Source organism: Bradyrhizobium sp. IAR9 (assembly GCF_013408065.1).
Lineage (GTDB): Bacteria > Pseudomonadota > Alphaproteobacteria > Rhizobiales > Xanthobacteraceae > Bradyrhizobium.
The window spans coordinates 13932-27484 of the sequence record NZ_JACBZW010000013.1 but is presented as its reverse complement, the minus strand read 5'-3'; the positions used below and the strand labels follow the sequence as shown (position 1 = coordinate 27484).

At 61.0% G+C, this 13553-nt stretch carries 9 protein-coding genes; 5 read left to right on the top strand and 4 right to left on the bottom strand.

All coding sequences use genetic code 11. From position 1 onward, the window contains the following. Positions 1–122: 122 nt before the first annotated feature. The 3 genes from GGD67_RS28690 to pseG all read right to left on the bottom strand — a co-directional run bounded on the left by GGD67_RS28690 (position 123) and on the right by pseG (position 3935). The gene (locus GGD67_RS28690) at positions 123–1523 is read right to left on the bottom strand and encodes a surface carbohydrate biosynthesis protein (protein WP_179737592.1); all 1401 of its coding nucleotides are present in this window, start codon (positions 1521–1523) and stop codon (positions 123–125) included. Next, positions 1516–2628, bottom strand: a complete 1113-nt coding sequence (gene pseI, locus GGD67_RS28685) for a pseudaminic acid synthase (protein ID WP_179737590.1) — start codon at positions 2626–2628, stop codon at positions 1516–1518. The genes GGD67_RS28690 and pseI overlap by 8 nt, the downstream gene beginning before the upstream one ends. A gap of 212 nt (positions 2629–2840) precedes the next feature. Then, complete coding sequence (gene pseG, locus GGD67_RS28680; RefSeq protein ID WP_179737588.1) at positions 2841–3935, bottom strand: UDP-2,4-diacetamido-2,4,6-trideoxy-beta-L-altropyranose hydrolase; 1095 nt, start codon at positions 3933–3935, stop codon at positions 2841–2843. A 159-nt stretch (positions 3936–4094) separates the two neighbouring features. Here pseG and GGD67_RS28675 point away from each other — a divergent pair, with 159 nt between their 5' ends. The 3 genes from GGD67_RS28675 to GGD67_RS28665 all read left to right on the top strand — a co-directional run bounded on the left by GGD67_RS28675 (position 4095) and on the right by GGD67_RS28665 (position 7378). Continuing rightward, positions 4095–5495: a capsule biosynthesis protein gene (locus tag GGD67_RS28675; RefSeq protein WP_179737586.1), complete on the top strand. Its 1401-nt coding sequence runs from the start codon at positions 4095–4097 to the stop codon at positions 5493–5495. An 11-nt stretch (positions 5496–5506) separates the two neighbouring features. Beyond that, positions 5507–6256 (top strand): glycosyltransferase family 2 protein, encoded by a 750-nt coding sequence (locus GGD67_RS28670; RefSeq protein ID WP_179737584.1) that lies wholly within the window; start codon positions 5507–5509, stop codon positions 6254–6256. 159 nt (positions 6257–6415) lie between these two features. Further along, on the top strand, positions 6416–7378 hold the full coding sequence (locus GGD67_RS28665) for a UDP-glucuronic acid decarboxylase family protein (RefSeq protein ID WP_179737582.1): 963 nt from the start codon (positions 6416–6418) through the stop codon (positions 7376–7378). A 546-nt stretch (positions 7379–7924) separates the two neighbouring features. Here GGD67_RS28665 and GGD67_RS28660 read toward each other — a convergent pair. Continuing rightward, positions 7925–10294 carry a M10 family metallopeptidase C-terminal domain-containing protein gene (locus GGD67_RS28660; protein WP_179737580.1) on the bottom strand — a complete coding sequence of 790 codons (2370 nt, stop codon included), beginning with the start codon at positions 10292–10294 and terminating at the stop codon, positions 7925–7927. Between the two features lie 198 nt (positions 10295–10492). Between GGD67_RS28660 and GGD67_RS28655 the strand changes: the two genes are divergently transcribed. Together GGD67_RS28655 and GGD67_RS28650 are read left to right on the top strand one after the other, a co-directional pair. Further along, positions 10493–10795: a hypothetical protein gene (locus GGD67_RS28655; protein WP_179737578.1), complete on the top strand. Its 303-nt coding sequence runs from the start codon at positions 10493–10495 to the stop codon at positions 10793–10795. 118 nt (positions 10796–10913) lie between these two features. Beyond that, on the top strand, positions 10914–12107 hold the full coding sequence (locus GGD67_RS28650; RefSeq protein WP_179737576.1) for a CaiB/BaiF CoA-transferase family protein: 1194 nt from the start codon (positions 10914–10916) through the stop codon (positions 12105–12107). Positions 12108–13553: the final 1446 nt, after the last annotated feature.

Below are 13553 nucleotides of genomic sequence, written 5' to 3'. Positions count from 1 at the left end.
AATGGCCATACAAGGAGGGAACGCATCGATATTTTGGCATCGGGTACTCGTGAAAAAGTATCAAGGCATATCTGACAGGTGTCGGTCCTCGGAGTAGCACTGCATCTCCTCGGTAAGCGCAATCAGCTCGCTTCCGTCAATTGCAGGCTAGCACCGCTCACGACCCAGGCCATCCACCGCGTGTCACCAACGACCTCGCGGACGGAAAATTGTCGTCCGTCCGCGGAAACAGCATCTATCCTTTGAAGTACGGCGCCGACGGCGTCAACTGAGAACGCTTTCCTTAGACGGCGACGCTCGATCTCCGCCGAGCCATGATGGCGACGTATGGCGGAGCTTGCCTTGTATCCCAGCGCGACCCGGGCCATGGCAACTGCACGGCCGCGGGATGAAGGTCGTGGTAGGGTGCCGAGACGCACCTTGCCACGGGCCGCCACGATAGTTTCGAGTATGGCATTGGCTACGCGGATCGAACTTGCGCCGTCGACAGCTGTAAAGAGATCGCTGATGATCTGGCGCCGGAGGTGCGCGGTTTCCTCAGCAACCGGGGGCATCCGCCCTTCCAGCCCCTGCTTTACTAGCGCGATCAGATCGGATTCCGACGCGACGGGCCGGCTCACTTGTGCTGCTGCCTGAACACGCAAGGAGGGCGTATTGAACCATTCCATACTCAGCGGCTCGACATCCAACATCGTCGCTTCAATGGCTGTCGAGCAATTCTGGTGAATCAGCAGGCGCGCCCCATTGATCCACTCTATCGACGTACCTTCCTGCCGCACCTCAAAATTCGGATAGGCGCCCAGTGCATCGTATGATTTGATGTTTTCGAATGGGTGCGGACGCAGCACGAAATGTACGTCGGGGTAATGCTCTGCCAGCTTCATCGACATCTCGAGCGTCGATCGATAAGCGTGTCTGGCTTCGATGATGACCTGATTCGCGTAGTCCCTGGAATAGCCTGCGTTGACGATGGTCTCCACCTCGTCATCCGGGCCGTTTGAAAAATGCGGATTCACGCTCGGGTAATTCGTGTTGAGGAGGACATAGTCCCCACCGACAGCCGGCCTCGACAGTGCCGCGCGCCATGGCCCCGCACAAAAATCGTACCGCGGACATCCAGTCGCACGAAGGATATGCGCAGGCACGGTCCCGTGCTTGAGAAAAGCAGCCCGTTGCGCCTGTCCCCATACGCAGTAGAGGTCGAGCAGAGCGGTAGAGCCTGCTTTCTTGACCAGCGTGGCGAACTGGTCAGCATTGTTGCCGCCAATCCCCTCAGTATCCAGTACACCGACCAGTATACCTTCTCGCTTGTAAAGCTTGATTAAGTCGGAATTGTTCGGCCGCGTGTAGTTCAACAGCACCAGATCCGGTTTCAAGGCAGGAACATCGGATCCTTGCTCGTACATGGGAACGAGGGTGACTTTCACACCGCGGGTGGCGAGTTCCCGCCCAAGCAGAACCAGACCCTCGAGATCGCGTAGCGGATTGTCAACGATCAGGCAGACATGCGGCTGGTCAGGCACGGACGTTCCTCGGCACCGCCTGTCGCGGCTCAGCAACCTGATCGTCCACGGCAGTCAGAAGGTCCCAGCTCATCGGCGTGCCCTTGCGCACGGTGCGGCCGATGCGCTTGCCGATCAGGGTCGCGAAATACTTCGGTGGCAATCCAAGGCCGGGGCGAATGATCCGCAGGTTCTTCTCTGTCAGGACATCTCCCGCCTGGAGATCTTCGGCTACGTAGAGCGAGCGGCGGAAGGTTCGCGAGTTCTTTTCCTTCTCGGTCACCCCGTATTGGACATCGCCCAGCGCCATCCAGGCACGCTCGGTCTCAACGACCAGCGAGGCCATCTCATCGGGCTCCATGGAGAAGGTCGAGTCCACCCCGCCTTCAGCGCGCGCGAGCGTGAAATGCTTCTCGATCACGCTGGCACCGAGTGCAACGCTGGCCACGCTGGCACCGATACCGAACGTGTGGTCGGATAATCCGATTTCGCAACCGAACAGCACACGCATATGCGGGATTGTCAGAAGGTTCGTATCAGAAGGAACAGCCGGATAAGTGCTGGTGCATTTCAGGAGAATCAAATCCTTGCAGCCAGCTTCCCGTGCGGCCCGCACAGCCTCGTCTATCTCTGCCACCGTCGCCATGCCCGTCGACATGATGACCGGCTTGCCAGTCGACGCAACCTTGCGGATCAACGGCAGATCCGTGTTCTCGAACGAGGCGATCTTGAAGCAGGGTACGCCGAGCTCCTGCAGGAAATCCACCGCAGTGGCGTCGAATGGGGACGAGAACGGGATCATTCCGAGTTCACGGGCCCGCTCGAAGATCGGCTTGTGCCATTCCCACGGCGTGTAGGCCTGCTGGTAAAGCTTGTGCAGCGAGTTGCCCTTCCACAGACTGTTCGGATCGTCGATGAAGAATTCGTCGTGGTCCAGATCAAAGGTCATGGTGTCGGCGGTGTAGGTCTGCAGCTTCAGCGCGTGGGCGCCGGCCTTCCCCGCGGCCTCCACAATGGTCAGCGCTCGATCAAGCGATTGATTGTGATTGCCCGACATCTCCGCAATGATGAACGGCCGGTGCGCCCGGCCGATTGGGCGTCCCGCAATTGAGATCGTGTCGGTCATCGATTGCTCCTGATACCCACGGGTCGCGGCGCCACTGCACTAAGACAGCGACCCAGCCCGCTCGCTTATTTAGCCAAAACCCGGCCTCGGTTTCAAAGCCGAACGTACTCGAAACGCCCCAATGCGAGCCCGAAAGCAGCACCCACATAGGCGCGCATCGCCAATTAGTCAACCGAATCGGCCGGATCTCGGGCTTGCTTTGGCTAGCAAAATCAGGAAAAAATCGCGCGACAGACGCGTTCCGCTCCGTCGCCGTCAACGAGCGTCGCTGCAACTTCGCCTAGACGCCTGGCCTGTGCCCGGTCCGCCGCGAGCGCTTTTACCGCAGCGGCAATATCATCTGCCGATACACTGACCCCGGAACCAAGATGGACAAGCGCTCCCGCCTGTGCCAACCTCGTCAGTGACGGCACTTGGTTTTTTGCAATATCGAGGGCCAGCACGGGTAGACCCAGGCAGCAGCGCTCCCAGTTCATTACACCTCCCGCTCCGATCGACAGGTCGGCACGCCGCATTAACTCCGCAATATTGCTTGAGCTTGGATGCAGCGCTACGTTCGGCATTTGTCGGCAAAGCGCATGGACCGAACCTGTGTTCGGATTGGACGGGCCGATCACGACGTCAACGGCAAGCTGCGACGTTGGAAGGATTGCAATCGCCGTCAGCGCTTTCGCGGTCTCGTTAGTCGGATCGGAGCCGCCGAAGCAGATTAAGATGCGGCTAATCTTACCGCTTCGCGGGGTGAGGAGTGCGCGCTGCTCGGCGAACTCCGGCCGCAGCATCGCGTATCCCGGCCCGAGCAACTGCACGCAAGCAGCTGGGACGCGGTCACGATAGCGCACCTCCATTTGGAATACGAGATTCTGGTCGAGCAGCACCTCGCAATCATGGTCGCGGTCAGCGAGATCATCAATGACGAGAATACGCAAACCATCGCGCCGGCAGGCGCGTTCCCATCGAATATCGAGTGCGTAGTGATCGACGATGAGCCATTCGACCCGACCGATCTCCGCCAAAGCGCTGCACGTCTGTTCAGCGTCCTTTTGCCGTGTCGTCGGCAGCCAATGCGCGTGCGGGACGGCGTCACCGCCGGGCTCCGGGGCCGGCTCGGCCGGGTCAGGCAGAAGCCGGACCGCGTGTCCCGCCCGTTCGACCATATGCACAAGGCCGGCAGCATGACTGCGCATGAGGAAGTATGATCTAACCGCGCTGCCTGCGAGTGCATTGGCCAGCGTAAGGCACCGCGTCAGGTGACCCAGCCCCATCTCGACCGATGCATCGACGCGAAAGGCGACCGTTTTATCCATGAATTCGAGCCAGTATTTCTCTCCTGTCCGGGACTTCCGACAGCCGGGTTTATGGCACTCTTAGCACGATTCAAATGGCGGAACCCCGTTCAATCGCCCTTGAGCTATCGAGCAGGCTTCTATATGCGGAAACAGCAACCGAGTAACCCTGCCCTAGTTATGCCCGCCGACAAAACAGTCCTGATCACGACTCTCGCGGAATACCAGACTCGGTTCTGGATTCCGATCGCGCAGCGGTTGCGCACGGCAGGCCATGATGTCGAGTTGCTGGCCTTCGACGACCGCAGCGCGGAGATGTCGACGTCCGAAGGCGTTCCGGTGACGAACATGTATCGCGAGGGCCTCAAGGCGGGCCCCGCGCCCGACGATCGCAAAGCGTTCGACGCGCGCGTTGCGGCCTACGGGCTTGACGGGACCAATTTCCTGTTCAGCCATGAGCGTTTCACTTTCGGCATCCGCGACACCGCGGCACTGCGCCGGCGCTTCATGATCTATGCCAATGCGATGGAGACAGTGCTCGACCGGCTCGAGACGCAAGGCAAGCGCGTCGAGCTGGTGCAGGAGCTCGGCGGCTTCCTTTCGGTGATCGCGAGCTTCTACGCCGCCAGGCGCCGCGACATCCGCAACTGGTTCATCGAACCCTCGTTCTTTCGTGGCCGGATGTACTTCACGCCCGATACACTCGGTGCACCCGACGTGATGCCGACGCCGACGGACGCTGTCTCATCCGAAGTGCGCGCCTATCTGGACGATACGCTGACGCAACGCGCGATCGTCATCCCCAAGAAGGATCAGCACCATTATTCGGCGGCCTTCAAGAAGGTCGTCAATCTGCGCAACGCGCGCCGCCTCACCGAAAAGCTGTGGGACCAGTTCGCGCTCGGCAAGCACCAGGAGTTCGGGCACAATCTGCGCCACGCCCGGGTACACGCCGCGATGGCGCTCAACGCGACGCGGTTGCGCAAGCTCTATAAGCCGATCCCCGAGGCACCCTTCGTCTACTATCCGTTCCACGTTCCCGCCGACATGGCGCTGACGTTGCGCTCCCCGGACTATCTCGACCAGGTCGCGACCGTCGACTTCCTGCTGCGCACCATCCCGGACTCGCATGTGCTCGTGGTGAAGGAACATCCGGCGCAGATCGGCGCGATCTCGGCCGATCGCCTGTTCGAACTGGCGCGCAGGTTCGACAATTTCGTGCTGCTGCCACCGCAGACCAACAATTACACCGTGCTCAACCGCGCCGATGCGGTCATCTCCGTTAACAGCAAGTCGGGTGCCGAAGCGCTGCTGCTTGGCAAGCCGGTGGTGGTGATGGGCGATGCGTTCTACCGCTCCTGTCCGCTGGTCTATGCGGTCGACCGTCTGGCCGACGTGCCCGCGCGGCTGCGCGAGGCGCTCTCCGTCGGGCCGTTCGATCCGGCCAAAGGCGCCCCTTATTTCGAGTCTGCCTGGCGCCGGTCTTATCCGGGCGAGCTCTATATCAGCGATCCCAAACTGCTCGACACGTTTGCGGCCTCCTTGCGCGCGGCAATCGCCGAGCCGACCCGCGTGAACTGAACGGACCCATCATGCCGCTCGTCTCGATCATCACACCGTCCTGGAACGTCGAAGGCCTGATCGAGGAGACCATTCGTTCGGTGCAGAGCCAGACCTTTGCCGATTGGGAGCTCCTGATCGCCGACGACTGCTCGACCGACAGGACACCGCAGATCATCTCCGAGATCGGCGCACGCGATCCGCGCGTCAAGCTGATCCGGATGCCGAAGAACGGCGGCCCGGCGTTGGCGCGCCAGGCGTCGATCGACGCCGCGCGGGGCCGCTATCTCGCCTTCCTCGACAGCGACGATCTGTGGCTGCCCGAGAAGCTGGAGCGGCAGCTTGCCTTCACGCAGGCAAAACGAGCCGCCCTCAGCTACACCGCGTTCCGCCGCATCAACGAGACCAACACCGTCACCGGGCGGCTGATCGAGGTGCCCGCCTCACTGACCTATGATCAGCTCCTGGAGAACACCGCGATCGCGACGCTGACAGCGATGGTCGATCGCGAGATCGTCGGCCCCATCGCGATGAAGAACGAGGGCTATGACGATTTCTGCCTGTGGCTCTCCATCCTCCAGCGCGGCCACACCGCCTACGGCCTCAACGAGGATCTTGCACGCTATCGCGTCAGGGGCTCCTCGGTCTCCAGCCGCCCGGTGCGCTCCGCCAAATGGGTCTGGCAGATCTACCGCAATGTCGAACACCTCTCCCTGCCCAAATCGGCCTGGTGCTTTGCCCATTGGGGCGCGCGGGCTTGGCTGAAGCGGCGGGAATTCTAGCCGCCGGCGCCTGCCGGGCGAGCCCACCAAAAAAAGCGAAAACAACCCATGCACGGTAACGGTATTTAGATACCCGAACGAAGCCATTTGGCTATTGGCGAGTCCGGCCGTTGCCGATACCACTCAGCGCGCTCAGCCGCAGACAATCTGGAACCGATCATGCCGTTTGAAAGCTACAAGAACAGCCGCATCCTCGTGACTGGAGGCGCCGGCTTCATCGGGTCGCACTTATGCGAGCGGCTTCTTGAGACGGGGTCCGAGGTAGTGTCCGTTGACAACTACTTCACTGGCAGCCGGCGCAACATCGCCCATCTGATCGCAAACCCGCTGTTCGAGGCGGTCCGGCACGACGTCACCTTCCCGCTCTACATCGAGGTCGACGCCATCTTCAACCTGGCCTGCCCGGCCTCGCCGATCCACTACCAGCGCGACCCCGTGCAGACCACCAAGACCTCGGTGCACGGCGCCATCAACGTGCTGGGCCTCGCCAAGCGGCTCAAGGCGCGCATCTTCCAGGCCTCGACCAGCGAGGTCTATGGCGACCCGCTGATCCATCCGCAGACCGAAGATTACTGGGGCAACGTCAATCCGATCGGCATCCGCTCCTGCTACGACGAGGGCAAGCGCTGTGCGGAGACGCTGTTCTTCGACTACTGGCGCCAGCATAGCCTGCCGATCAAGGTCGCACGCATCTTCAACACCTACGGACCGCGCATGCAGCCCAATGACGGCCGCGTGGTGTCGTCCTTCATCGTCCAGGCGCTCAAGGGCGAGCCGATCACCGTGTTCGGCGACGGCGGGCAGACCCGCTCGTTCTGCTATGTCGACGACCTCGTCGAGGCCATCATGCGGTTGATGGTGACGGCGGAAGACATCACCGGCCCGATCAACCTCGGCAACAATTCGGAGTTCACGATCCGTGAGCTTGCCGAGAAGGTCATCAAGCTCACGGGCTCGCGTTCCAAGCTCGAGTTCAAGCCGCTGCCGCAGGACGATCCGCGCCAGCGTCGGCCCGACCTCACCAAGGCAAAGGCAGCGTTGGGCTGGGAGCCGAAGGTCGCGCTCGAAGACGGGCTGAAGGAGACGATCGCCTACTTCAAGCACTCGCTCGACATCGCTTGATCCCGCTCGCAAGTTCAGCGTCCGCAGCGAACTTCGGCAAGAGAGCACCGCCCGGCATCATCAGCGATTTTGCGCGCCTCTGAATCGAAAGCTGGGCTGAGGACCCTAGTGTTGCTGCCCAGCGGGCCGTCGCCTCCTTGTCGCTGATTGAGGTCGCGACCTTTTGGCTCTCCAATGGATCACAGCCAGCGTTGCGATCGGCTTCTCCGCCGTCTCCCGCTGTTTGTCCGCCCTTCTGCTTCGGCTATTTCGTCCTCGGCTTCTGTGGATCGGGTTCTTCTCCGAATCCTACGAGCGACTACTCACGGTTCCGCGGCGACATCCCTGCTGCTCCTGCTGCTGTCCCCGGGCGCCGTTCAGGCAGTTTGTCGGGTGTCAAAATGCCCGCTTCGAGAACCCGCTCACGCAGTGCGGTGTCGCCCTTTATCAGCACCAGCACGGCCGGGACCAGCAGCAACGTGGGAGCCTCGAGAGGCTTGGGACGTCCACGCGTTCATCTCTTCTTCGAGCGAAGCGCTACGACAGACGCAAAGTTCATAACGCACTTCAGTAGATCAAGAAGTGTACCAGAAGATTCGCGGCAGATGACGCGCCGCTCACACCGACGCTGCCATCACCATTGAGGTCTTGATGGAAGGTGTTCTCCAGCGACTGAAACGACGCATTCGTACCCGTCACCTCGGGAACGATATTGCTGATATAGTTGCCGTTGCTGTCCGTGCTCCAGGCCGTGTAGTGGCCTGACACCGAGTCCTTCCAGGCCACATCATATCCGCTGGCGGTTTGCTCGGCTGCGATGGGCGCCCAGGTGCCGCACCCAATGGCGCTGACCGGCGAGCCGGAAATCTTCAGGATGGGCCCGCTGCCCGTACTGATAGGGTCAAGATAGAAGTTATCTCCCGTCTGCACCAACTTGGTGGAGCCCTGCACCTCAATCGTTTTGGCGAGAACACCAATGCTGCCATCACCATTGAGGTCTTGATGGAAGGTGTTCTCCAGCGACTGAAACGACGCATTCGTACCCGTCACCTCGGGAACGATATTGCTGATATAGTTGCCGTTGCTGTCCGTGCTCCAGGCCGTGTAGTGGCCTGACACCGAGTCCTTCCAGGCCACATCATATCCGCTGGCGGTTTGCTCGGCTGCGATGGGCGCCCAGGTGCCGCACCCAATGGCGCTGACCGGCGAGCCGGAAATCTTCAGGATGGGCCCGCTGCCCGTGCTGATAGCGTCAAGATAGAAGTTATCTCCCGTCTGCACCAACTTGGTGGAGCCCTGCACCTCAATCGTTTTGGCGAGAACACCAATGCTGCCATCACCATTGAGGTCTTGATGGAAGGTGTTCTCCAGCGACTGAAACGACGCATTCGTACCCGTCACCTCGGGAACGATATTGCTGATATAGTTGCCGTTGCTGTCCGTGCTCCAGGCCGTGTAGTGGCCTGACACCGAGTCCTTCCAGGCCACATCATATCCGCTGGCGGTTTGCTCGGCTGCGATGGGCGCCCAGGTGCCGCACCCAATGGCGCTGACCGGCGAGCCGGAAATCTTCAGGATGGGCCCGCTGCCCGTGCTGATAGCGTCAAGATAGAAGTTATCTCCCGTCTGCACCAAACTGGTCGACCCGACCGCTTCGATCGTAGCGTTGATCAGGTTGGCGCTTGCAATTTTGCCGTCGGCGAACTGAAAATACTCAGTTCCTGTCACGGTGTCAGTCCCGTCAGGCGAGCCGGAACGCAGATCAGCCACCGCGAATGTCTGGGTCGCCGAATTGTACGAGACCCCGTAATTCACTCGGCTGCCCGAATACACCGCGGTGTCGGTGCCCGAGCCGCCGATGATGGTGTCGTTGCCCGCCCCGCCGGTGATCGTGTCGTTGCCGCCGCCGCCGTTCAGCGTGTTGGCGATGGCGTTGCCGACGATGGCGTCGTTGCCGGATCCGCCGATGGCGTTGTCGATGTAGGAGCGCGCGTCGCCATTATAGAGATAGGCGTTGTAGACGTTGCCCGATGCGTAGTGGCCGTCGCCGAGATAGGCCAGCTGCACGGAGGAGAACACCGACGAGGCGCCGGGATTGAGGTTAATGCTCAGATTCGTCGTGTAGTTCGACAGGTCGTATGTATCGACGCCGCCGCCGTCCCAGACCGTCTCGTAGATGCGGTTGGCCGAGCCGCCGACGCCACCGCCCGGTGCGAGCTGGCCGACGCCGTTGATGAACTCCTGCCCGGTGGTCGGATTCCAAGTGTAGACCGTGCTGCCGCTCTGGGTCGTGTAGTCCGCGCCGTACATCGTCTGCAGCGCGAGGATATCGTTGGCCATGTAGGTCTGCGAATATCCGTACGCTTCGTTGGTGTAGCCGGACGTGGTCGAGCCGCCGACATAGCTGCGATAGCTCATGACGGTGTATTCGCTGTCGTCATGCGCGCTCGGCACCGCGACGTTGCCGGGGCCGCCGGCCTCCTGGCTGTGCTTGAGGCCGAAGGCATGGCCGAGCTCGTGCAGCGCGGTGGTGAAGTAATAATTGCCGAGCTTGGCCAGCGAGAAATTGTATTGAGTGCCGAACCAGACGTCACCGCCGGACGCGTAATTGCCAGGATAGTAGGCGTAGGCGGTCGGATTGGCCGCCGGCGACTGCGCGATCATGATGTCGGCGCCGTTCGTGCCCGCGTACTGGATGTCGGCATTGGTGTAGCTGAGGATCAGCCCGATCGCGTAGTTGATGGCCGCCTGGATCTGGGTGGGCGCCGAGGCAAAGCCCGACATGGTCGGCTCGCCGTCACCGCCACCGTAGGGATTGGCATAGTCGCTCGGTGCGTCGGGAAAACTGTAAGTGATCGTGCCAGACCATTTGTAGCCCGACAGCAGCCCGTCGATCTCGGCGTTGTTGGTGGCACTGACATTAACAGCGGTAGCCAAAGGACCCTCCAGAGCAACACATCGCGCGCGATTCGGGACGAAAGCACATGATTCTAGCGTGAGAGTTAAACGTTTGGTTTAAATTGGGCAGCTCCGCCTGCCCCTCTTCCATAAGACTGTGTTAGCCATCAGATCCCGTAGTCATACGGGGCGCAACAACAGCCTCGGTTCCTGCGGCACCAAATTTTACAGGGTTTCATGAAACGACGTTCACTCATAGCCGGTCTGTTTGGCGCCTTGATGGCGCTCGCCGGGCTGGACCATCAACCCTTCGGAGGACTGCCTGTCATGGTGGAGAAGGCCAAGGCGGACGACAGCGGCAAGGCGGCGCGTGCGCCCTCCATGCCGCTGGCCCGCGATCCCGCCGTTGCGGTGGCAGAGGAATACGAAGCCGCCCGCCGCAGGGGAACGCGCCAGGCGCTCGAGCTCTTCATTGCGCGCCACGGCGATGATCCCCTGGCCGAGCAGGCACGCACGGAGTTGAAGCGCCTGTCGCGCTGATCGCTCGGGCACCGCATCAGGCATGGCATTTCGGTAGGCGGCATCGGCGCCGGGCCGGCTTGTCGTGTGGTCGTTCGGCACTATGGTAGGTCCGCAATCTGTCCCGGAGCCTCTCAAGATGCCCTTTCCGCATGCCTCGGAAGCCCTGTCGCGCTTCACCGTGCTCGATCTGACCCGCGTCCGCTCCGGGCCCACCTGCGTGCGGCAGCTGGCGGACTGGGGCGCCAATGTCGTCAAGATCGACGCGCTGACCGAGGATGCCGGCGGCGAGCAGCCGGGCGGGCCGCGGCGCGGTTCCGACTTCCAGAATTTGCACCGCAACAAGCGGGCCATGACGCTGAACCTGAAGGACGAGCGCGGGCTCGCCGTGTTCAAGCGCCTCGCCGCCAAGGCCGACGTCGTGGTCGAGAATTTCCGGCCCGACGTGAAGAAGAAGCTCGGCATCGACTATGAAAGCCTTGCCGCAATCAACCCGCGCATCGTCTATGGCAGCATCTCCGGCTTCGGTCAGGACGGCCCCTATCACAAGCGGCCCGGCTTCGATCAGATCGCGCAAGGCATGGGCGGGCTGATGTCGATCACCGGGGCGCCGGGCCAAGGCCCGATGCGGGTCGGCATCCCCGTCGCCGACCTGACGGCCGGGCTGTTCTGCGCCATGGGCATCCTCACCGCGCTGCTCGAGCGCGAGGTCTCGGGCAAGGGCCAGTGGGTGCAGACCTCGCTGCTCCAGGCCCAGATCTTCATGCTCGACTTCCAGGCCGCACGCTGGCTGATGGAGAAGGAGGTCGCCAAGCAGGCCGGCAACAACCACCCGACCAGCATTCCGACGGGCGTGTTCAAGACCTCGGACGGCTACATCAACATCGCCACCACGGGCGGGCGGATCTGGGAGCGCTGCGCCCAGGCGATCGGCGCACCGGAACTCTATGCCCATCCCGACTATGCGACGGCCCCTGCCCGCTCCAAGAATCGCAACGCACTCAACGCCGAGATCGAGAAGCGCACCGTGACGAAGTCGACCGAGACCTGGGTCAGCGAGCTCAACGAGGCCGGCGTGCCCTGCGGGCCGATCTACGCGATCGACCAGATGTTCAAGGACGCCCAGGTCAAGCATCTCGGCATTGCCCAGGATGTGCCGAACGACGAGGACCGCCACATCAGCCTGGTCGGCCAGCCCGTGACGCTGTCGCGTACCCCGAGCAGGATGGTGGCGCGGCCGCCGGAATTCGGCGAGCAGACCGACGAGGTCCTGAACGAGTTCGGCTTCGACGCCAACGAGATCGCAAGCCTGAGAGAAGCCCGAGTGATCTAAGAGTGCTCGATTTTGAGTTACAGGTCCAAAAAAGCGTATCGAAACGCGAGACGCTGTTCGCAGCGCAACGCGCGCAGCTTATTCGTCCGGTGGCAGGAGGAGATTTTAGAAGCGCTGTTTTGAGCCACAACTTTGAGGTGGGCTGATGGCATGGCGCCGTTGGATGAATTCGACGAAAAGCTGCCTCATTGAGTTCAACCAGAGTACCACGGCTTCAATTACTAGCCAGCAACGGGAAGCTGTCGCCTCTGATAGTCCGCCGCCAGTCACCATCCCGCAACGTACACTTCGCAACGCAGCTTTTTTTCACCTAGTAGCCATTATTCCAGTGCTAAAGTCGATCCTGAGGCCGGATCGAGACAGCTTGGACACACAAGCGGCAGACGCCTGGCTTTACAATGGTCTCTGAGACCAAACACAATGCTGCGTGCTCTGGGAGGCAGGCTCCGCGCGACTGAGGGACCCACCTCTGATAGGTCTCACTTGGATGGCGCCCCAACTTACCGCATAAGCGGGCAACACGTGAAGCCCTGGCTGTTGCCTGCAAGGTCTACTCAGGTCTCCGTGCTGGCGGTCGGCTAGGCGGCGGCTCGTTCAAATCCCGGGCCCAAGGAGCACCAGTTGTAAGTCTTGATTTCGATGAGATTTCGCCAGAGCTCACACAGGACGAAATAAGAAAACCTGCCGTAACCGCAGCGGCGCCCCCCACTATCCTCACAGAGGTCAGCAGCAAACGGCTAGATCGGAATGGAGCTTCCTGCATCCCAAGCACCAGGACTTGATCGATTTAAACTAGCATGACCCTGCACAGGGCGTCGAGCGGCTTCTCCCAGAACCTAGTAGGAGAACCGCATCAACCCGATGGAAGCTGCTTCCAGCCTCGACATCCCATGGCCGGACCCGCCGTTGCGTCATCCGGCAGCCCTGAGCAGAATGGTGGCTCGGCTGTTGAACTCGGGAGCAGACTAGGTGGTAAAAGAATTCGGGTTTGCCGATAACGAGAGTGGATCCGTCTGAGGCTGAGCTTTATGTGCGCGCGTGTGGCGGCTCGATTAGCACGCAATCAAATATGCCTGTGTAATCTCCAAAATGCGATCAGCACGAGAGCGATAGCCCAGAGTGTCAGCAACAAGAGAATGGTTTCAAGCATGACGAATCAAGCTCCGCCGCGCAGAGATATACCCAGGAGCGAAGTTGTCATCGAAGAACGAGTAATTCACGAGCGCGAACCAACCATGGCGATAGCCGAACGAGCCATGATCGTGGAACTTAGAGGTTACAGAGTCGTGTAGATTAGCCAGCCTCTTCACAGAGAACGATCTCTCGCGAGTTTGTTGAACGACATTGGCAAGGCGATTGCAGAATTCCGTCAGCAGTCGTCCAGAACAGTCAGTGTTGGTTTGCCAAACTGCCTCTCAATCATCGAAATACGTCCGGGAACGGATT

What these genes read in the sequence shown, in the direction of transcription:
- pseG (WP_179737588.1), bottom strand. Translation starts at nt 3,935, where the DNA reads ATGGATAAAACGGTCGCCTTTCGCGTCGATGCATCGGTCGAGATGGGG.
- GGD67_RS28670 (WP_179737584.1), top strand. Translation starts at nt 5,507, where the DNA reads ATGCCGCTCGTCTCGATCATCACACCGTCCTGGAACGTCGAAGGCCTG.
- GGD67_RS28665 (WP_179737582.1), top strand. Translation starts at nt 6,416, where the DNA reads ATGCCGTTTGAAAGCTACAAGAACAGCCGCATCCTCGTGACTGGAGGC.
- pseI (WP_179737590.1), bottom strand. Translation starts at nt 2,628, where the DNA reads ATGACCGACACGATCTCAATTGCGGGACGCCCAATCGGCCGGGCGCAC.
- GGD67_RS28650 (WP_179737576.1), top strand. Translation starts at nt 10,914, where the DNA reads ATGCCCTTTCCGCATGCCTCGGAAGCCCTGTCGCGCTTCACCGTGCTC.
- GGD67_RS28675 (WP_179737586.1), top strand. Translation starts at nt 4,095, where the DNA reads ATGCCCGCCGACAAAACAGTCCTGATCACGACTCTCGCGGAATACCAG.
- GGD67_RS28655 (WP_179737578.1), top strand. Translation starts at nt 10,493, where the DNA reads ATGAAACGACGTTCACTCATAGCCGGTCTGTTTGGCGCCTTGATGGCG.